This is a genomic window from Arsenicibacter sp. R0_47, assembly GCF_057652235.1.
Genome location: NZ_JBYFCJ010000038.1, coordinates 42,909 through 63,266, shown reverse-complemented (window position 1 = coordinate 63,266; position 20,358 = coordinate 42,909). Strand labels below are relative to the sequence as shown.

The following is a 20,358-nucleotide window of genomic DNA, read 5'->3' as shown; positions in this document are numbered from 1 at the left end:
CGTCATCGTTTTGTAGTTTCGTCACCACAAAAATAGGACATACTGGTTCTTGCCTTTTTTTATGAGAAAGCCCTGTCCCAGTATTCAAATAGTCGGAACTATTAAAAGCGAAGCCATTACGTAACTTTATAATAGCTCCCAATTCAGTTTCAACCCACCCTTCCGGTAATTCATTTTTCATCATTGTTTCCGTGCGTTAGGCGTCCAGCAATGCCATGATTTTTTCGAGTTCCTGCTGCATGGTTTTCAGCTCGTCGGCGGCTTGCCGGGCAATGTCGAGCGGTTCTTCCTCGTAGCTGCCGCCGGTGTGGCTGTCGTCTGCCATCAGGCCGAGGTCGAGGGAGTCGTTTTTCTGCGCAATCTGCTCACGGGTGAGGCAGCTCCAGCGCGGATCGCTGACGGCGGCGCGGCGGTCGGGGTCTACCGTACCGTCGTACTGTTCGCTCAGCCCGGCCAGGTCGGTGCCGCCGGTATAGGCACGCACAAAGTCCGCAAAAGCCTGCCGCGTAAAGGGCGTGCGTTTGCCGTAGTTCGGCATATTGGTCCGCATGTCGTAGAACCACACGGCGCGGGTGTTGCCCGTGTCGGTGGTGCCGCGTTCAAAAAACAGCACGTTGGTTTTCACCCCGGCGGCGTAGAAAATACCCGTCGGCAGGCGCAGGATGGTGTGCAGGGTGCACTTCTCCATGAGGTCGCGCCGGATTTTGCGGCCGTCGCCGTCTTCAAACAGCACGTTGTCGGGCAGCACCACGGCCGCCCGGGCCCCGCCGCGCCGGTGCAGCGAGCGGTAGATGTGTTGCAGGAAATTCAGCTGCTTGTTGCTGCTGAGGTAGGTCAGGTCGTCGCGCGAGGGGCGTTCGCCGCCCTGTTTGGTGCCAAAGGGCGGGTTGGCCAGCACCCCGTCGTAGTCGCGGAAGCCCTTGCCCAGTTCGGAGAGCGTATCGCCGAGCGCAATCGGGCTTTCGAGGCCGTGCAGTTTGGCGTTCATCAGGGCGAGGCGGTGGGCATCCTGCACCAGTTCGCAGCCGCTGAAGGCCAGGTTTGTCTGAAACTGCCGTTCCTGCTGATTGAGGGCAAAATAGTCGTCGTGTTTGCGGCGCAGGTATTCGTTTGCGGCAATCATGAAGCCAAAGGTACCGGCGGCGGGGTCGTTCCAGCGTTCGCCCAGCTGCGGGGCAAGCAGTTCAACCATGATGTTGATCAGCGGCCGGGGCGTAAAATACTGACCGGCCCCGCTTTTTTTCTCGCCCGCATTTTTTTCGAGCAGTTCCTCGTAAATCGTCGCCAGTTTATCCTGCTCGTGTTCGTCATACCAGTTCAGGTTGTTGATGCTGGTAATGAGCGTTTTGAGGTTTACCGGCTTGCGGAGCGTGGTCGAGGCGTTGGTATAAATCTCGCGGATGGTCTCGTTCTGCGACTTGGCCGACAGGGTGGCCAACAGTTCGCGGTAGGTATCAAACAGTTCCTTGTTGTCGGTGATGCCCGTCAGCGTCGACCACCGGTATTCGGCGGGGATGTCGGCGTCAAACTTTTTCAGTTCCGACAGCCGCAGAAACAGGATGTAGGTCAGTTCGTTCAGGTATTGGTGGTAGGTCACGCCGTCGTCGCGGAGGACATTGCACAACCCCCATAATTTACCGGCTATATCTTCGGCACTCATGGTTGTACTGGATGCTGGTTAATGTGTTGCTGGATGTTTTCGGGCCGGCATCGGGCGTGTCAGGCCGTTTGCTGGTACAAATTCCGGTTAATGGTCAGGATCACGTCTTCGAGCCGGTTCTGAAACACCTCGTTGAGGCGGTCAAAGCCCCCGGCATCGGCAAACGGGTCCTGGTTGAGGTCTTCGGGCTGGAGCACGGTTTCGGCGAGGAGCTGTTTTTCGAAGCGGTCGAGCCACCGTTGCTGCACCTTGTTCCAGGGGTGCATCTGCCGGACCTTGTTCACGGCCCGCCGGATGCGGGTTTCGTGGGGTTCAAGGGTGCTGCCGATGGTCAGCGTCCGGATAAGTGAGATCATATCGGCACCCATGTCTTCGTTTTTAGCCTCCCGCCACGCCGTTTTTACCGCCTTCTGATCGTATCCGTTCTGGGCCAAAGTTAGCAACAATTCGCGTAATGCGGCCCGGCTAAGTTCGGCGGGGCGGGTGCAGACGATGTGCAGGGCCGTGATCCGGGTCTGGTTGTCGCGCAGGAACGCCGCAAAATTGTCGAGGTAATCGGCTGGCTTTGTGGCGTTCCCGTAGCCGGTTTCCATAGCCAGGAGCGTGTCGTCATGGGTGGAGACATAGACCGGATTGCCGTAATATTTGGCCGTGTCCAGGAAGCGCCACAGGGTTTTCAGCTGCCCCACGGCCACGATGCTGTCCGGCAGCGGGTCGTCCTGCAAACTCCGGATGAGGGTGTCGGGGTCTTTGCCCCGGGCGTTGTAGGTAAACTGCGCCTGCTGATCGGGCGTGAGTTTGTGTTTCTTACGCTGTATTCTGGCAATGAGCTGCTCAATCTGCACCCGGGCGCGGTCCGGCGACGGGATCAGCGGCATTTCGCCGGCGAGCTGTTCAAAGGTCAGGTTGGGGTTCACCACCACCGGTTTCATCTGCGTGTAATCCTCCAGGGCTTCGTAGAGCCGGACAGCGTCATAAATCCGGAACGTTTCCTTGCCGATGGCATCGCAGCGGCGCGTGGCCCGCCCGATCATCTGCTCATACAGAATCCGGGACCGGACACGGCGCAGAAACACCAGGTTGCTGATTGCCGGCACGTCGATACCGGTCGTCAGCAGGTCAACGGTAACGGCAATGGCCGGGAACCGTTCGTTCCGGAAGCGGTTGAGTTGTTCCTGCGGGTTGTAGGATTTGCCGGTAATTTTCTGGACCGCATCGTCGTATACAGCGACACCGATGGCCGCAAATTCTTCTTTCAGCAGCTTCACAACCAGGTCGGCATGATCGTCGGTGGCGGCGAAAATCAGCGTTTTCTCGTCGCTGTCGGGGTCGAGCACCTGCGCGAGCTGTTTGGCCACCGTCCGGTTAAAGTTTTCGGTCAGCACCTGTTTGTTGAAGTTGACGATCTCGAAATGCAGCTCGTCTTCCAGTTCGGCGAGTTCTTCGACGGTATTGGTTTCGGCAAACCAGGCGGTGGGTCTTTCGCCTTTTTCCCACCGGATGCCTTCTTCGCCCAGCTTGGTTTTGATAATATAGGGCGGGTCGTGGTCGATCAGATGCCCGTCGATCACGGCTTCGCGGTAGGAGTAGGTATAGATCGGCTTCCCGAAAATGTCGGTTGTATGGAGCGCGGGCGTGGCCGTCAGCCCGATGGCATAGGCATCGAAATAGTCGAGCACCATCCGGTAGCGGCTGACGTAATCCTGCTGGTTTTTAAACACGAGGTCTTCTTCGTCGATGTCGCGGTCGAGCAGGTAGCCACGGTGGGCTTCGTCGATGATGATGCAGTCATACTGATCGACGGGCGGTACGGGCGCTTTTTCATCGGGTTCAAAGACCCGTTTCACCATCGCCTGCACGGTTGCAAACTGGAGGCGGGTACCGGCGTCGGGCACGGCCTGCCGGAGGTCCTTCACCCCGTAGATGTCGGCAAACGTATTGAGGTCAACGATTTTATTGTCTTTAAAGGCATTGATGGCCTGGGTGCCGAGGAGCGTCCGGTCGACCAGGAACAGAATCCGCTTAAAGCGGTTGGTCTGGATGAGGTGGTAGCACAGGCCGATGATGGTCCGGGTTTTGCCGGTACCGGTGGCCATGGCAAGGAGGGCGCGGCGGCTGTCGGGCCGGTTGACCAGGTGCTGTTCCACGGCGCGGATGGCCTTCATCTGGTAGTCGCGCAGGTGCAGCCCGCCTTTGCTTTCGAGGAAGCCGACGGGCGAGGTCAGCAGTTTGCGGTTGGCGGCATCGAGGTCCTGTTGCAGCAGGGTTTTGAGGCCGTCGGGCGAGTACCATCCCCGGAGCGGTTTGGCGAGGTTGTGGTCGTTGCGGGCGTCGAGAAACCAGATACCGCTTTTGGTTTTGATCTGATCGAGATACGGCCGTCCGTTGGTCGAAAACAGGAACGGCACGTGGTAGTCGCCCCATTTGCCGGTGAGCGAGGTTCCCGGCAGGGCCGTGGCGTGTTGAGCGTAGATTTTGGCTTGCCGCAGGTCGGTCGAAATATCGTGAGCGTATTTTTTAGCTTCCACCAGCCCGTAGAGTTCGGTACCGATAAACAGGGCATAGTCGGCCCGGAGATTTCCTGCGGGCCATTCGGCGATGGCCATAAACCGGTTAGGTTGGGGCAGGGTTTTCCGGGTTTTGTAGTTGAGCGATTCGGTATCGGCCTCCCAACCGGCCTTGCGGAGCTGCTCGTCGATGAGCATCCGGGTCTGGGCCTCCGACATGTCGATGTGGCGGGCGGCCCGTTCGGAGCGCTGCTGAATGGCCTGTTGCCGGTCGGCCGGAATCCCGTCGACGGGGCGTTGGGTCAGGAGACGGGCGAGTTTGGCTTCGAGGGCTATATAGTCTGCTTCCAGTTTTTTCAGTTCGGCCTTATCGTCGGTAAACACCGGCTCCTGAAACGACAGCATGTAGATATTATGGTTGTCGGCGGAGTAGGTTTCGTAGAACCATTTGGCCACGGTAAAGGCCCCGGCGAGCATCTGCCGGGCGTCGGCGGCGGTACCGGTCGCATCGTGGACGGCCACATTGCCTTTGTTTTTGATCTGGAACAGCAGTTCTTTCACCGCAAAGGGCAGGAGCTGTTCCTGTTGCAGTGTTTTCAGCCGGTTATGAAACGAGTTGTCGGCCGGGAACGGCAACCGGTGTTCGGTAAACAGGTATTCGGTCAGTTTTTCGCCGAATGCCCGGAGCCGGGACAGGCAGTAGGCCGGGTCCGGGTGGTAGTAGCGTTCGGCGGTGCTGCCGAGGGTAAAGAGAATCGGGAACTCTTTTTCTAAAAAGGAAAAGTTGGATGGCATGGTAACCTGTGGTCTTATTATCAGCCTGCAAAGTAGAAATTCATTAACATATTGTAAATATATGCGGAGAAATTTTTACTACGTTAGTTGCCTGTAAGACATGCATATACGCATCCCGTCGCAAACGGGTTGAAACCAGATACTGTATATTTTGTAAGTTTGCTTTTTGGCAGACTATCAGCTATTTACGCATAAAAATGTGATAAACTGAGGATCTGTTATTGTGTTAACCAAAACCATTCGTGTAGATGCAGTTTACTCTACGACTGACAAAAGCCTTATTGCTTTGCTTACTTATGCTGCCTGGTCTGGCCCATGCTCAGATGACGAACCGCTACAATACGGCGCTTCGGGGAAATTTTATGATGATCGGCAATACCCTGGCGCAGGATGTCGGCCCGGGTGTGCCGGCTCCGCTTGTCGGTTCGGTTGGCGCGTCAGGAACCAATACGAATGATACAGCCCCCGACGTTTTCTGGCGGGCTGATTCGCCTTCCGATGGGCAGGCCGAGGCGAACAACACCATAACCGCCACGCAGGCCCGGACAACAGCTCATTTGACTATACCGGCCGGCGCTACGGTCCGGAAGGCATATTTGTATGCCGCTGCCCGTGCACCCGGCGGGGTTGTACCGACGACCATCACGCTCGAAGTCCCTGGCATTGCGTCACAAGCAATAACGCCGGTTGATAACTCGACGGTTGCGCTGAATGGTACGTTTTACCAGACCGTATCGGATGTAACAGAGTTTGTTCAGCAACAGGGAAGCGGGAATTACAGAGTTTCGGGTGTCAGTAGTGTTGCGTTAGCTAACCTGAACGATGCTACTGTAGCCGTGGGCTGGAGCATGGTTATTGTGTATGAATCCTGCACGGAACCCTACCGGCAGATACAAATCAAAGATGGGCTGAACCTGATCATTGATGGAAGTCCCGCGTCAGTAACTTTTTCGGGACTCAACGTGGCCAGTGGAACAGCCTCTCTGGGTGTTTTTGCTCTGGAAGGTGATGATCCGTCGACGGGTGATGCGTTAAAACTAAACGGAACCGCCTTGTCTAATGCGCTAAACCCGGCGGATAACTTTTTTAACAGCACCCGTTCTTCCAGTGGTACGGCGGTGAGTGTTTCGGGAGATTTGCCCCGGCTAACGGGCGGTGCCAGAAGTATGTCCGGTGTTGATCTGGATATCGCTGATATTACCGGCAGCCTGACAACCGGGGATGCTTCGTTTAATGTACAGGCCGAGACTAGCGGGGATACGTATGTGGTTGGCTTGTTGGTAGCAGGCATACCGGCTCCGGAACCTGCCAGTGCGCTGACGGTCAGCATCGCTGCCACGCCAAGCCTTACGGCGGGGCAGGGCCAAAGTCTTACCCTGACCGCATCCGGCGCCGATTCGTACAGCTGGTCCGGCGGGGAAAGTACTACGGCTATCTCGGTTACGGCCAGCGGCACGTATTCGGTAACCGGTATAACCGGCTGCGATTCAGGTACTGCCCGTGTAGACGCTACCGTTCTGACGGCTCCTCCCTGTGATCCGACAGTAGTCGCCCGAGCCGTTTCCGTAACCCAGACGGCTGCCCTGGGCGTTGGTGCGTGTGCTGTGACTGTACAGGGTACCGGATTTGGAACCTCGTTCCGCCTGACCGGACCGAACGACTATGTCTACAGTGCAGTCTACCGCCGTCCGGGTAATTATAACCTGAATGCCCTTGCTGTCCGGCAACCGGGTACCTACACCTTCATGGCTGCCTATCAGGATGCCTGCGGGCAGGAAAGCACGCAAACCATGACTTTTATCGTTACTGGTACTGCCTGTCCGTAATCCGAAGTTGTCTGTAACATGCGAACTGCCGGTCAACCATGTGGTTTGGCCGGCAGTTCGCATGTTCGGGCTTTAGGCTAATGCGTGGTTGGATGTGACGTTGTGTTCGTTTGTCTTCCCGCCTGCCGGATGTAGAGACGCAACATCTTGCGGCTCCGGGTCGAAGTGGTGTTTTGGGGTACTGCCTGCCTGCCGGTTGTAGAGACGCAACATCTTGCGTCTCCGGGTCGAAGTGGTGTTTTGGGGTACTGCCTGCCCGCCTGCCGGTTGTAGAGACGCAACATCTTGCGTCTCCAGGTCGAAGTGGTGTTTTGGGGTACTGCCTGCCTGCCTGCCGGTTGTAGAGACGCAACATCTTGCGTCTCCGGGTCGAAGTGGTGGCACCATTGTTTTCTGGTACTGCCTGCCTGCCGGTAAAGGAGACGCAAAATGTTGCGTCTCTACTCGCCCTTCAGTACGTCCGTCGGGTTTGTTTTGGCGGCTTTCAGCGTCTGGGACCCGATCATCAGAAAGGCAATCAGCAGGACCGCCAGCAGCCCGGCTACCAGCTCGGTAAGGCCGATGGGGGTGTGGTAGGGAAAGCGGGTGAGGATCATCTTCTTAAAGTACAGGTACGTCACCGGCAGGGCAATCAGGGCCGAGGCCGACAGCTGGACGATGAACCCGCGGCTCAGGAGGTAAATCAGGCTAGCCCCGCTGGCCCCCAGCACTTTCCGGATGCTCAGCTCCTTCAGGCGGGTTTCGGTGGTGTAGGCCACCATGCCGAACAAACCCATCGACGCAATCGAAATGGCAAAGAACGACAGTAGCCCGATAATCCGGATCAGCATCGAAAACTCGCTGTAGGCAGCCTCAATGGCTTCGTCGTAGAACTGCGCCTTGAGCGGATGCACACGGTCAAGGGCCTGCCAGGCAGCTTCGATCCGGGCGCGGGTCGCTGCGGGATCGGCACTCTGAATCTTCACATTGACCACGGTCGGATCGCCGGGTGCCCAGGGCATAAACGCCACCGGCCCGATCAGGTTGTCGACCTTGCCGTAGTGAACGTCTTTCATCACGCCGACAATCGAAAGCCGCCGTGTCCCCCGGAAATTCCGGAAGGTCACTTCCTTGCCGATGGCCTGCTCAGGCTGGTTGATACCCAGGTTAAACCGCTTCAGAAACTGCTGGTTGACGATAATTTCGGTAGCCGCATCGGCGGTGACGGGCCGCGACCGGAAGTTTTGGCCGGCAAGCAGTTTATACTCGTGCAGCGTCAGGTAGTGTTCGTCTACATGGTTGGTCATGACCAGGGCTGAGTCGCGCGAATCGGTGTGCTTAACATAGCCGCCCCACGCATTGCCGATGCTCGTCACGATCAGTGAGCGTGAAACGGCTGTCACTTCGGGCATTTCGCCGAGGGTTTTCATCAGGGCGTCAGGTTTGTTGCCCTGCATGTCGATGTTCAGGATGTTTTCGGTCCGGAAACCGAGATCGAATGCCAGCATGTGTTTGTACTGAACGTAGCCGATGGCGGTGGTGGTGATGAAGATCAGCGTAACCGTGTATTGCAGCACCACCAGTGCCCGCCGCAGGGTCATGTGCCGGAACACCTTCACCGACGACACGTTCCGGAGCGCACTGATGGCGCTTACCCTGGCAAAAAACAGCGCAGGCATCAGACCCGCCAGCAGGCCTACCGCGCCGGCAAACAGCACGAAGGCGATTACCATCGGCAGTGTCAGCCTGAGCTGTACGGTACGCTGCATCTCCGGTGCCAGATTGATCAGGAGGGGACGCAGGCCCAGAAACAGGATAAACGATAACACCAGCGCGGCGAGTGCAATAAGGACTGATTCGGCCAGAAACTGCTGCCGCACCTGCGCCTTGCCCGCGCCGATGGCTTTGCGGAGACCAATTTCCTTGAAACGGCGCATAGCACGGGCCATCGACAGGTTAGTGTAGTTGAAACAAGCCGACAGGATCACCACAAGCGCCAGCCCGCCGAGCAGCCAAAGCACCCGCGGCGACAGGTGAGGGCCAGTTGCCCCGCCACCGCCTTCGGAACGGCGGAGCGTTTCACCGACGACTATATCGTACAGCGGCATCAGTTCCAGCTGTACCTGCGTCTGCTCGCCGGCCCGGTTTTCGGCTTGGGCCACGGCGTCGAGCTGCGTTTGCACGGCCGTCAGGTCGGCAGCGGGCGGGAGGCGGAGGTACACAAAATCCGACGATACCTTGCGTCGGGCATCGCCTTGCTGAACCGGTCCGAGGGTCGAAAGGGAAGCCAGCGCCTCAAACTGAATATGGGAGAAAAACGGCACATTCTGCATGACGCCCGTTACCTGATACGCCACCGAATCAAACCGCACCGACCGGCCGAGTGCCTGCCCTCCGCCGAAAAGTTTCCGGGCAGTGCTTTGGGTAAGGACGACAGAATACGGGTCCCGGAGGGCGGTTTCGGGGTTGCCTTCGAGCAGCGGAAAGGTAAACACCCGGAACAGCGAGGGGTCTGCCCAATAGCCCTTAACCGGCACAACGTCTGCACCGGCAGCGGCATCTTTCGAAAAGTCGGGCCGGAGAACCGTCACGTCCTCCACGCCGGAAACCTTATCGCGGATCAGCTGCGCGGTTGTCGGGGCAGTGGTAGCAAACTTGCCCTGGTCGCCGTTGGTTGTTACGACGCTGGTGATGCGGTAAATCCGGTCGCCGTGTTCGTGGAACCGGTCGTAGGTCCACAGGTCGAGCAGAAAGGCAATCATCAGCAGGCCGACCGACATGCTGATGGCGAGGCCGGCGATGTTGATGGCCGAAAACAGTTTGTTCCGCAGCAGGTTGCGCCCCGCTGTTTTAAGGTAGTTCCTGATCATGCGCTGGTTCACGGGTATGTTGTGCAGCAAGGTACCAGTCTGTCACAGTGTCCGGGCAAAAATGGGACGAACCAGCCTGAAAATGGGATGAGTCCGGTCCTGCTTACCGGAACACCTTTCCGATAATCTTGCCGATCTCCACAAAATCGCCGTGGTTACTCACCGAGCGTTCCTCAATGTACACTTCCTCATCGGCCGTTTGCGGGAACACAAGCAGGTAATTGCGGTCCGTAAAATGGTTATTGAGCATGTCGGGGATGACACGCATCTGCGGCATGTACGACACCATGTCGCGTTTGGCCATGAGCAGAATCAACCCTTCGTCCTTGCCGATAGTGCTGATGGCCCGCTCCATCTCGCGCCAGTTACTGACCGCCGTAAAGTCCGCCTCGATGGTAACTTTCCGCAAAATGTTCTGCAGCATATCAATCGTATCCTGCTCGCCATAGAAGCTGAGAACCGCTCCCGAGTTGCGCGCAATGTTCCAGATGCGGAGCAGGGCGTAGAAAAAGCCGGGCTCGGTATGCGACCGGAAGGGTAATATAACAACGTGGCGCTTTATGGTCGAAATCGGCTGTATGGCGTGGTAGACCAGTACATTCGTTTGTCCGCCAGGTAAATAGCCGTTGTACAGGTTATACACGAAAGATGGCGAAAAGCCCTTGCTGCCGTCGAGTCCGATCAGCAGGTCGGTGATTTTCTTTTCCTTAATCACGTTGTTGATGCCGTTGATGACATCGTTGTCGTAGCGCGTCAGCGGGGTAAGCGTTACATCGGCAGCAGCGGCAATATGGACGGCTTCGTGCAGGATTTTCTCCGCGTTTTTGAGCGACGATTCCTGCTTTTCTTCGTTAATGATGTTGAGTGCAAACAACTGATCGTGGTTGGCTTTGGCCTTGATGATTAAGGCCAGATTGACCATCCGCTCGACGGTTTCCGGGTAATTGACCGCCAGCAGAATATGTTCGGTCTCCTGATTGGCGTTAGCTGCCTGTGAGCCGGCCACCGGAATGCCGGCCACCGGAATGCCGGCCACAGTGTTTTCGTGGTCGGTTTCGGCAATTTTCCGGGCATTGGCCATTGACACAAACGACGATACGGTACACGATACCAGAATCATCAGGATGCTGCCGTTCAGTACGTGCTCGTTCAGTAACCGGACCGGTTCGCCGGTTTCGGTTTCCGAGATAATAATGTTGTAGCCCACCAGCACTGCCGCCAGCGTGGCCGCCGCCGAGGCCGAACTAAGCCCGAAAATAAGCCCGCCTTCTTCCTTCCGCAGCCGGAACGTTTTTTGCGTCGCAACGGCCGCCAGGTATTTGGCGCCAACCCCGACGAGGGTCATCAGGGCCGCTACCTTAAGCGTTTCCAGACTCTTGAAAAAGACAGAAAAGTCGATCAGCATACCGACGCTGATCAGGAAAAACGGGATAAAAATGGCATTGCCGACAAACTCAACGCGGTTCATGAGCGAGGAGGTGTGCGGGATCAGCCGGTTCAGGGCCAGCCCCGCCAAAAACGCCCCGATGATGGCTTCCACACCCGCCAGCTCGGCCAGCAGGGCCGCCAGGTAAATCATGACCAGCACAAAAATGTACTGCGAAATTTTGTCGCTCACCCGCTTGAAAAACCACCGCCCGATAATTGGAAAAATAAGCAGGACAATGAGTCCGAAGATCACCAGCGAAACCGACAGCCTGATCCAGAATTCACTGCCGACATCGCCCTGTGCCATACCCACCGATACCGCCAGCACCAGCAGGGCCAGAATATCGGTGATCATGGTGCCCCCGACGGTGATATTTACCGCCAGGTTTTTAGCAACCCCCAGTTTGCTCACCAGCGGATAGGAAATCAGGGTGTGTGACGAAAACAGACTCGCAAACAGAATCGAGGTCAGTGGCGTGAAACCGAGTAAATAATAGGCGCCGAGGTAGCCCAGCACCAGCGGAATCGTGAACGTATACAGGCCGAAGGTCAGGCTTTTCCACTTGTTCCGTTTGAAATCGCCCATGTCGATCTCCAGCCCGGCCAGAAACATGATGTACAGCAAACCGGTAGTGCCGGTGACGACAATGCTGCTGTCGCGGGCCAGAATATTCAGGCCGTTGGGGCCAATAACGGCGCCGGCAATGATGAGGCCAAGCAGGTGGGGTACTTTGATTTTGTTCAGCAGCAGCGGGGCAAACAAAATAATGACCAGCACGACCAGAAATTTCAGTACAGGGTCCTCAATCGGCAGTGTCAGGTTGTGTATATTCAGAAAAAGCATTGCGGTGGCGGGGTTAATTCGTGATACGGCTTAGTTCAACGGAGAATCGGGCCGCACATTTATTATCAACACTGATGTTGCGGGTGCCTTTGATTTTATCGCGGGAAATCTCATTCAGCAACACACTCATCTCAACCTGTTTGGCGGATGTGGAGTCTGTTCTGAAACTAAGGTTGATCTGGTTATCTGCGAAGGCCGCAGTATAGACCCTGACCAGCTTGTTGTTGTTGATGACCTTGGTGATAATCCGGGTCGAGTCACTGCTGAACTCCCAGACATCATTCCGCTGGTCGCCGATGACGTAGTCGGGGCAGGTCGATTCGGTGCAGATCAGTTTGCTGTTCCACTGCCCGGCAATATCAGCCGGCCACTCCCGCAGGAAGGCAATCGTATCATGGTTGGTAGTCAGGCTGTCGCGCATCCGGAGCAGTGACTGGTATTCGGATTCTTTAATGGCAAACCGGGCTTCTTTTTCGGCTAAGGCTTCTTCGCGGGCGGCCAGTTGCCGTTCGCGTTCCTTGTCGCGGCAGCTGGTCAGCAGCAGTACCGGAAGCAGGAAAAGCAGGGGGATGTATCGCTTCATAAGGTTGATTGGTTGGTGTCCAGAGTTGAGTAAGAGGGGTTAAAGTATAAAATATTGCCGGAAAAGCAAATCTGAACGGCAGGAAAGCCGGAATCCAGGGGCAGAGGGAGGGGCGTTCAGGCAGATTTCCCAACAACTCAGTCGCTGATTCTGACCCTTCGCACAGGCCATAGTTTTTGCCGGAGGACCTGCTTTTATTTTTGCGCCGTAAACAACAACTACACGAACATCATGTACAGAAACAGTTTGTTTGTGCTGCTATGGCTGGCGGGCTTGTCGCCCGTCGCGGTCGCACAACGCACAGCCCCAGGGCCGGCCGGCCGGCCCCTGACGGTATCCGTTTTTTCGCATGGCATCAGCCTGCCGACGGTCACGCCTCAATTAACCAGCCTGAATCCGGGCCTCCGGATCGGCACGGAAATCTATTACCGGAACCGGCGTCGCAGCCAGCTTTTCCAGACCCTGAATGCAGGCGGCTACCTGCATAAAAATCTCCAGAACGCGCTTTTTGTCACAACTGAACTTGGTTACCGGAAATTTATCGGCGGTTTTTTTGTGGAGGGAATGCTGGGTGTCGGCGCCCTGGGCGCGTCGTATTGGCTCAAACACTACCAGCCTGACGGTAACGGCGGGTATCAGGCGGCATCTCCGTTTGTGGTGAAAGCCGTTCCTACGGTGAGCCTTGGCGTCGGATATCGGTTTACGGGCGGAAGTCCGGTCAGTGTGTTTGTGCAGGAGAGTGCGTTCGGTGAAGTACCATTCGGTTTTCGCGGACAGCCGGTGCTGCCCCATGCGGCTCTGCACGTAGGTATGCGTATGTTTTTCAACCAAAACCAGCACTGATCACACGCCATGAAACGACGTTATCTATTACTGTTATACCCTCTGGTAATCGCCTGTCAGACAGAGGAGGTACCACAACAACAGGCCGGTACCTGTGCACCGGATGCCTATGCGCAACACGCCAAACACCAGACCTATCAGGCCGAACTGGCCCAATACCGCTCGGCAACCAATGCACCCGGCAGCCTGATGCGGATCGTGCGCCAGGGTGAAGCCATCTGGCAGGGAGTCGCCGGTCAGTCGAATCTGGAACACCAGACCAACCTTCGCAACTGCGATCAGTTCCGGGTCGGCAGCATCACCAAAATGTTTGTCGCCGTGGCAGTTATGAAGCTGAAGGAGCAGGGTAAACTGGGGCTGGACGACAACCTGGTGCAGGTCCTGCCGGATAAGGCCGGTAACATTCCGCAGGCAGACCACATCACCGTCCGGCAGTTGCTGTCGCATACGAGCGGGATTGTCGATCCGCCCAATGCCAGCATGACCTATCAGCTGAACATTGTCAGCCAGGCAGCGGCGCATTATAACAAATCCATCGATCAGCTACTGGCGGAGTACGTATACGGAAAGCCGTTGCAGTTTACGCCCGGCACCGGCTTTAGCTACAGCAATGCGAACTACTGGATTTTACAGCAGATTATTGAAAAAAAGACCGGTAAGCCGCTACACGATGTTCTGTCCGACGTGGTGTTCGGACCCCTTCAGCTGAATGATACCTATCTGGAACGGCGCGCCGACCGGAATGTGGTCCGGGGGTATGCTGATCTGTACGGCAACGGTAAGCTGTTCGACGTCAGTAGCTGGGACCGTGCCGAAGACGACGGTAAGGCTGCGGGCGGTATTATCTCAACGGCGGCCGATCTGACCGCGTTCATGAACGGCTTGTTTGGCGGGAAACTCCTGTCGGCCGCGAGCGTCAGCGAAATGATTGATTCGGTAAAACTGCCTGCCTGCCCCAACGGCGACTGTGAGTATGGACTGGGTATAGAAAAATGGTTTACGGGGGCAGGCATCGCCTACGGCCACAATGGCGGATCGGTAGGCTTTGAAGCAAACCTGTTGTATTTTGTGCATAACAAAGGCATTTTTATGCTCTACAAAAACAATGGCAACGGGTCGGATAAGCGACTGATGGACCGGTTAATGAAATGATACAAGCAGAGAGACAAACCGCTCCGGCTGCCCTACAGAAACCCGGACGAAACAGTCTGCTGGTCTATGCGGGATTTGTGGGCCTTGGCCTGCTGACCTGGCTGACCGGACTGTATCTGACGGGGCAGGGGAACACCGGTATCCGGATTTTCGGGCCGGAAGAAATCGGGATAATCCTCCTGGGAGGTGTGGGTATCTGGCTGGCTCCCCGCACCGGTTTCCCCGACCTGCTCGATGCCCGGATACCGGATCAACAGCGGTTTTTGTGTCCGTTCATTATTGGCCTTGGTTTTGCCGGGGCCGACATTGCCGTCTTTAAACTCGTCATGCACCCCGGACCCGTTACGGAGATGATGCCTTTTATGCAGCCTTTTCCGTACTCAGTGCTGTTATACGGGTCGGGTGCGCTTTATACCGACACTTTATACCGGCTGATCCCGATTCCGGTGCTGATGTGGGTGGGTGGGAAGCTGTTTCTGAAAGATGCAAAAAACGAGCATCTGTTCTGGGGGCTTGCCGTATTGACATCGCTCATTGAACCGATTGACCAGTTGATTACCGACTCGCCCGAACTGATTTTGTATAGTTTTATCACCGGCTATGCCATGAATCTGCTTCAGGCGCTTTATTTTCGTCAGTCGGGGTTTCTGGCCGGGCTGATGATACGGTTCGGGCATTATACGCTCTGGCATATCCTGTTCGGCCTGTGGGTTGAACTACTGAACTAACCGCGTATGAATCGCCTTAATGACCGGACATTACGGATTGCCGGCCCGCTGGTCCTGTGGCTCATCGGGACCGTGTTTTTCAACATGGACGTGATTTTCCGGAATGAGGTCCGGCTGGAGCGATTCATACCTTACGGTATCCTGACCCTGTACCTGAGCTGGTTTTCGATCCGGTGGCTGGTATTACAGGCGCAGCGACGGTATCCGGAGATTGAACGGACACAACGCCGCATCATCTGGATCGGCCTGACCGGCGTTCCGATGACCATGCTGTTGGTCGGGGTGCGGTTGTTACTGACGAAGTACTGGGTATTTGTGGGTGAAAAAGCGTGGGAGTACGGTGATATTCCGTTTATGGCCGGGATCGGGTTGTTTTACCTGACCATCATCGGGGCAATTTATGAGGCACGGTATTTTTTCGGGGCATGGCTGAAAGAGAAAATCATTTCCGAAGAGTTGCGGCGGTCAAAACTTGAAATGCAGCTGCGGTCGCTGAAAGAGCAGATCCAGCCGCATTTCCTGTTCAACAGCCTCAACTCATTACAGGCGCTGGTAAAAGCCAACGAAAATCCGAAAGCGGTTCAGTTTATCGGTGATCTGGCGCAGGTATACCGCTATCTGCTCCGGAGCAACGACGAACCACTGATCGCTCTCGACAAGGAACTGGCCTTTACCCATGCGTACCTTGGCCTGCTGAAAACCCGCTTCGAGGACGGTCTGCACCTTGATATTGCCATTGATCCCGCGTTCAGGACCTGTTATCTGCCATCGCTGACGTTACAGCTGCTGGTTGAGAACGCAGTCAAACACAACGTGGTGTCGATCAGTAAGCCATTGACAATTAAAATCTATACGCGCGGAGATGGATGCCTGACCGTTGAAAATAAGCTGCAGCGCAGACCCCGGCCGGATGTTACGTCGGACCGGAAAGGGTTGCTGACCATCAGCCAGAAGTACCGGTTGCTGGGGCACCCGCCGATTGACATTCAGGAAACGGAATCGGTCTTTATGGTAACCGTTCCGTTGATTCACGACAACAGCCTGCGAAAAGCAGCAGCACAGAGCCCGTTATGAATGTATTGATTATTGAAGATGAGCCCCTGGCCGCCCGCCAGCTCCGGACGATGGTGCTTCAGTGTGATCCGGCCATCACAATTGTGGCGGTGCTTGATAGTGTAGAAATGTCGGTTAACTGGCTGTCGGGCAATCCGCACCCCGATTTGCTGCTGGCCGATGTGGAACTGGTTGACGGGCAAAGCTTTGATATTTTCAATCAGGTGCCGGTCAGCTGTCCGGTAATTTTTACGACCGCTTATGACGAGTACGCGCTGAAAGCCTTTCAGGTACACAGTGTTGATTATCTGCTGAAACCGATCAATGAAGCGGCTCTACGCCGGAGTCTGGACAAGTTTCAGGAAATGCGCCGGTTATTCGGGCGGGGAATCCCTGCCCTGGACGTGCAGCAACTGATGGCCATGCTGCGGCCCGCACCGGCCCCGCAGCCTCCCGACTATCGGGAGCGGTTTCTGCTCCGGCAGGGTGCCCGGCTGATTCCGGTTGAGGTCACCGACATGGCTTACTTCTTCACCCGCGACCGTGTGACGTTTGTGCAGACGTGGGAGGGACGCACGCTGATGATCGATTACAACCTGGACGATCTAGGGCAAAAGCTAAATCCACAGCACTTTTTTCGTGCCAACCGGCAGTTTATCCTGAGTGCCCGGTCTGTCAGCGACGTACACCTGCATTTCAACGGCCGCCTGAAGCTGGACCTCACCCCGCCCGTCGGGGAAGAGGTTTTTATCAGCCGCGACCGGGCTGCTGACTTCAGGGCATGGCTGGGGGAATAGGGCACTTTTGATAGTAGTTAAGGTGGGTAAGGTGGAATCGGTTTTGGTTAAATCAGGGTGAAGAGGTTTAGCGGAGATCGTTTGTGTTGCGCCAGGCCAGTAAATTCCCGAGCTGCCGCGCCGTCCGTGACAGGTTCGCTTCGGTGAGGGTAAAGGCGGTGGCGAGGTCGGTGGGCTCGTGACCAATGGCGAGCAGCATATCAAACCAGGCTTCCAGATCATTGCTGGCAGTGACCGGAACGCGGCCGGCCAGACCAATTACCGGTAGCACCCGGCCTTTGGCGGCATGAGCGACGCCAAACGGGCCTTTGCCGTGTAAGGTCTGTTCGTCCAGGCTGCCTTCGCCCGTAATAACCAGATCGGCTTTGGCCAGGTGATTGGCAAAGCCGGTGAAAGACAGGAAAAAGTCGATGCCATTCACCAGCTGAGCGCCGAGTAAGGCATGCAGCGTGGCCGACACGCCACCGGCCGCGCCGCCGTGTTTTAGTCCGGCGATGTCGATGCCGGTACTTGCCTGTACCGATTCCGCCAGTCGTGACAGGCCCTCGTCCAGTTGCCGGACCATGGCCGGAGTCGCTCCTTTCTGCGGGCCGAAAACTGCCGCTGCACCCGTCGGCCCGACCAGCGGATTGTCCACGTCGCAGAGAATACGGATGTCGAGGCCCTGGAGGCGCGGATCAAGGCCGGAGTGGTCGATTCCGGCAAGGCTGGTAAGCTGCTCCGGTGCTTCGATGGGGTGGCCTTCCGGATCCAGGAAGCGGATGCCGAGCGCGCGCAGGATGCCCGTGCCACCGTCTACCGTTGCCGAGCCGCCAATGGCCAGAATCAGCTGGCTGATGCCGTGATCAAGTGCGGCGCGGATGAGCTGGCCGGTGCCAAACGACGTGGTCCGCAACGGGTTGAGTTCCTGACTGGTCAGCAGGTGAAGCCCCGAGGCATTAGCCATCTCGACCACCGCCGACTTCCCGCCGTTGACCAACCCGAACGATGCCCGGACGGGCCGGCCAAGCGGATCCTGTACATCAACCTGAATGCGTTCACCGTTCAGGTGGTGGATGATCAGGTCGCCGGTGCCGTTGCCGCCGTCGCCAATCGGGAAGCAGGTGCAGCGGCAGTCCAGTTTGCTGGCCAGAAAGCCGGTTTCGATGGCACGGGCGGCGGCGGTGGCGTCCAGGCTGTGTTTAAACGCATTCGGGGCAATCAGAATATGCATTTTGTTTTCTATGGGATAAGCAACTTAATGAGCAACACGTAGTTCGGAATAATCCATTTGATCACATAAGCCTGGGCGAGTGTGAGAACGGAAATGAATCCGAGCATGATAAAGCTGTGTTTGACGGTGAACCGGAACAGCTGCGCTTCCTGCCCGACGAGATCACCGGCTGCGGCGGCCACGGCAATCGACTGGGGCGAAATCATCTTACCCACAACCCCGCCCGATACATTGGCCCCGACCGTTACGACCGGATCAACGCCGATGGTTTGGGCGGTGGCGAACTGTAACTTACTGAACAGGGCGTTGGCCGATGTATCCGAACCGGTAATAAAAACGCCCAGCCAACCCAGCACGGGCGCAAAAAACGGGAACAGCAGGTCGGTGTTGGCCAGTACATCAGCGAGGGTGAGGGTCATGCCCGAATCGTTCAGCACATAGGCAAACGCCAGCACCGAGGCAACGGTCAGGATCGGGAAACGCAGCTGTTTCAGCGTACCGGCAAACACCTGCGCACCTTCACGCGGGCTGAGGCCCACGAGCGGAACCGACAACAGACCGGCCAGCAGAATAGCGGTGCCTGCCGCCGACAGGTAGTTGAATTTGAAAATTTTCGCAACGGGCATCCCGCTCTGGTTCAGAATGGCATTGTGCAGGCCCGGAAACTCAAACTGAAGCATACCGGTGGCATTGAGTGCGTCTTTAACGGGTTGCAACCCCCAGGCAATGATCAGCAGGGTAAGCACCACAAACGGCGACCAGGCCCGGATAATCTGCCCCGTCGAATACAGTCCGGCCGGCTGAACAACCGCCGCCGGTTCGTTGGCAAACCGCCAGACCTGCTTCGGTTTCCAGAAGCGCAGCAGCACCATCAGGCAGACAATTGATCCCAGTCCACCGATGACGTCGGGCAGTGATGGCCCCAGAAAATTCGACGACAGGTATTGCAGCAGGGCAAAGGACAAGCCCGACACCACGAGCGCCGGCATCACCTCACGCGCTTTGCTGACGCCCGAAATGATGGACACGAGGTAGAACGGCAGGAAGACAGAGAGCAGGGGCAAGGTACGTCCGACCATCTGCGAAATTGCCAGTTCGGGAATGCCCGACACCTGCGAGGCCACCGTAATGGGGATACCGATGGAGCCGAAGGCCACCGGCGCGGTATTGGCAATCAGGCAGATACCCGAGGCATAGAGTGGATTGAAGCCAAGGCCCACCAGCATAGCGGCGGTAATGGCGACCGGCGCCCCGAAACCGGCCGTTCCTTCCAGAAATGAACCAAAGGAAAAGGCAATGAGTAAGGCCTGTAACCGCCGGTCGTCGGTAATAGTGCCCATTACATATTTAATGATCTCAAACTGACCGCTTCGGACGGTGAGGTTAAACAGAAAAACGGCCATGATCACGAGCCAGCAAATTGGGAAGAGGCCGTACAGGGCACCGTGACTGACCGACAGCAAGGCGAGTTTCACCGGCATGCCATAGACCGTCAAGGCGATGATCAGGGCAATGGCGGTAGCGATGAGGCTGGCCTGATAGCCCTTCATTTTGCGGATGATCAGCGCCCAGAAAATAAACAGAATCGGGATGGAGGCCACGAGCAACGACAGGCCGATGGAATTGAGAGGGTCAATGGATTGTTGCCAGGTCATAGGCGTCAGGATCAGGAATCGGGACGGGTAGCCCGTTTGACAGGAAAAAGGCAATCACCGCCCCGATTTACCGTTACCCCGTAGGGGCAACCCCACGTGGTTGCCCTGATTACCCCACGTGGTTACCCGATCACTGATAATTTTGACAGGATTACAGGATTAACAGGATGTGACATGTAATCATAGGAACCCTGTCTGAAAAATACATGGACAGGATTGACAGGATGTAATATGTAATCATAGGAATCCTATCTGAAAAATACATGGACAGGATTACAGGATTAACAGGATGTATTGTGTAACATGGAAATCCTGTAATCCTGTCAAAAAACATTCCGGCTGTGACAGCAGAATAAATCCGTAATTTTGCGGCTTACTCAACAAATTTGGGTGTATTGATGATAAATAATGCAACAATTACCGTA

At 56.3% G+C, this 20,358-nt stretch carries 14 protein-coding genes; 6 read left to right on the top strand and 8 right to left on the bottom strand.

The window, feature by feature from the left end; all coding sequences use genetic code 11:
• The 3 genes from AC23NW_RS32630 to hsdR form a co-directional block, all read right to left on the bottom strand.
• Positions 1-184 (bottom strand): hypothetical protein (locus tag AC23NW_RS32630; protein ID WP_487454839.1); only part of this gene is annotated, 184 nt, incomplete at its 3' end.
• Positions 185-196: 12 nt separating this feature from the next.
• Positions 197-1,660 carry a class I SAM-dependent DNA methyltransferase gene (locus AC23NW_RS32625; RefSeq protein WP_487454838.1) on the bottom strand — a complete coding sequence of 488 codons (1,464 nt, stop codon included), beginning with the start codon at positions 1,658-1,660 and terminating at the stop codon, positions 197-199.
• A gap of 59 nt (positions 1,661-1,719) precedes the next feature.
• Positions 1,720-4,962 carry a type I restriction-modification system endonuclease gene (hsdR, locus tag AC23NW_RS32620; protein ID WP_487454836.1) on the bottom strand — a complete coding sequence of 1,081 codons (3,243 nt, stop codon included), beginning with the start codon at positions 4,960-4,962 and terminating at the stop codon, positions 1,720-1,722.
• 248 nt (positions 4,963-5,210) lie between these two features.
• Here hsdR and AC23NW_RS32615 point away from each other — a divergent pair, with 248 nt between their 5' ends.
• Positions 5,211-6,788 carry a DUF3344 domain-containing protein gene (locus AC23NW_RS32615; protein WP_487454835.1) on the top strand — a complete coding sequence of 526 codons (1,578 nt, stop codon included), beginning with the start codon at positions 5,211-5,213 and terminating at the stop codon, positions 6,786-6,788.
• A 440-nt stretch (positions 6,789-7,228) separates the two neighbouring features.
• Here AC23NW_RS32615 and AC23NW_RS32610 read toward each other — a convergent pair whose 3' ends face one another.
• The 3 genes from AC23NW_RS32610 to AC23NW_RS32600 all read right to left on the bottom strand — a co-directional run bounded on the left by AC23NW_RS32610 (position 7,229) and on the right by AC23NW_RS32600 (position 12,492).
• Positions 7,229-9,637: an ABC transporter permease gene (locus AC23NW_RS32610; RefSeq protein WP_487454834.1), complete on the bottom strand. Its 2,409-nt coding sequence runs from the start codon at positions 9,635-9,637 to the stop codon at positions 7,229-7,231.
• A 103-nt stretch (positions 9,638-9,740) separates the two neighbouring features.
• Positions 9,741-11,909, bottom strand: a complete 2,169-nt coding sequence (locus tag AC23NW_RS32605) for a cation:proton antiporter domain-containing protein (protein WP_487454832.1) — start codon at positions 11,907-11,909, stop codon at positions 9,741-9,743.
• Between the two features lie 13 nt (positions 11,910-11,922).
• Positions 11,923-12,492: a hypothetical protein gene (locus tag AC23NW_RS32600; RefSeq protein ID WP_487454830.1), complete on the bottom strand. Its 570-nt coding sequence runs from the start codon at positions 12,490-12,492 to the stop codon at positions 11,923-11,925.
• A gap of 231 nt (positions 12,493-12,723) precedes the next feature.
• Here AC23NW_RS32600 and AC23NW_RS32595 point away from each other — a divergent pair, with 231 nt between their 5' ends.
• From AC23NW_RS32595 to AC23NW_RS32575, 5 genes are read left to right on the top strand one after another with little or no spacing between them, the layout of a single operon-like run.
• The gene (locus AC23NW_RS32595; RefSeq protein WP_487454828.1) at positions 12,724-13,335 is read left to right on the top strand and encodes a hypothetical protein; all 612 of its coding nucleotides are present in this window, start codon (positions 12,724-12,726) and stop codon (positions 13,333-13,335) included.
• Between the two features lie 9 nt (positions 13,336-13,344).
• The gene (locus tag AC23NW_RS32590) at positions 13,345-14,487 is read left to right on the top strand and encodes a serine hydrolase domain-containing protein (protein WP_487454826.1); all 1,143 of its coding nucleotides are present in this window, start codon (positions 13,345-13,347) and stop codon (positions 14,485-14,487) included.
• Positions 14,484-15,215: a hypothetical protein gene (locus AC23NW_RS32585; protein ID WP_487454824.1), complete on the top strand. Its 732-nt coding sequence runs from the start codon at positions 14,484-14,486 to the stop codon at positions 15,213-15,215. Before AC23NW_RS32590 ends, AC23NW_RS32585 begins: the two co-directional genes overlap by 4 nt.
• 6 nt (positions 15,216-15,221) lie before the next feature.
• The gene (locus AC23NW_RS32580; RefSeq protein WP_293843917.1) at positions 15,222-16,289 is read left to right on the top strand and encodes a sensor histidine kinase; all 1,068 of its coding nucleotides are present in this window, start codon (positions 15,222-15,224) and stop codon (positions 16,287-16,289) included.
• Entirely contained in the window at positions 16,286-17,065 is a 780-nt protein-coding gene (locus tag AC23NW_RS32575; RefSeq protein WP_487454822.1) for a LytR/AlgR family response regulator transcription factor, read from the top strand. The genes AC23NW_RS32580 and AC23NW_RS32575 overlap by 4 nt, the downstream gene beginning before the upstream one ends.
• Positions 17,066-17,132: 67 nt before the next feature.
• Here the strand turns inward: AC23NW_RS32575 and AC23NW_RS32570 are convergent, their stop codons facing one another.
• Both AC23NW_RS32570 and AC23NW_RS32565 read right to left on the bottom strand, forming a co-directional pair.
• Entirely contained in the window at positions 17,133-18,278 is a 1,146-nt protein-coding gene (locus AC23NW_RS32570; protein WP_487454821.1) for a glycerate kinase, read from the bottom strand.
• 8 nt (positions 18,279-18,286) lie between these two features.
• Positions 18,287-19,933: an L-lactate permease gene (locus tag AC23NW_RS32565; RefSeq protein ID WP_487454819.1), complete on the bottom strand. Its 1,647-nt coding sequence runs from the start codon at positions 19,931-19,933 to the stop codon at positions 18,287-18,289.
• Positions 19,934-20,358: the final 425 nt, after the last annotated feature.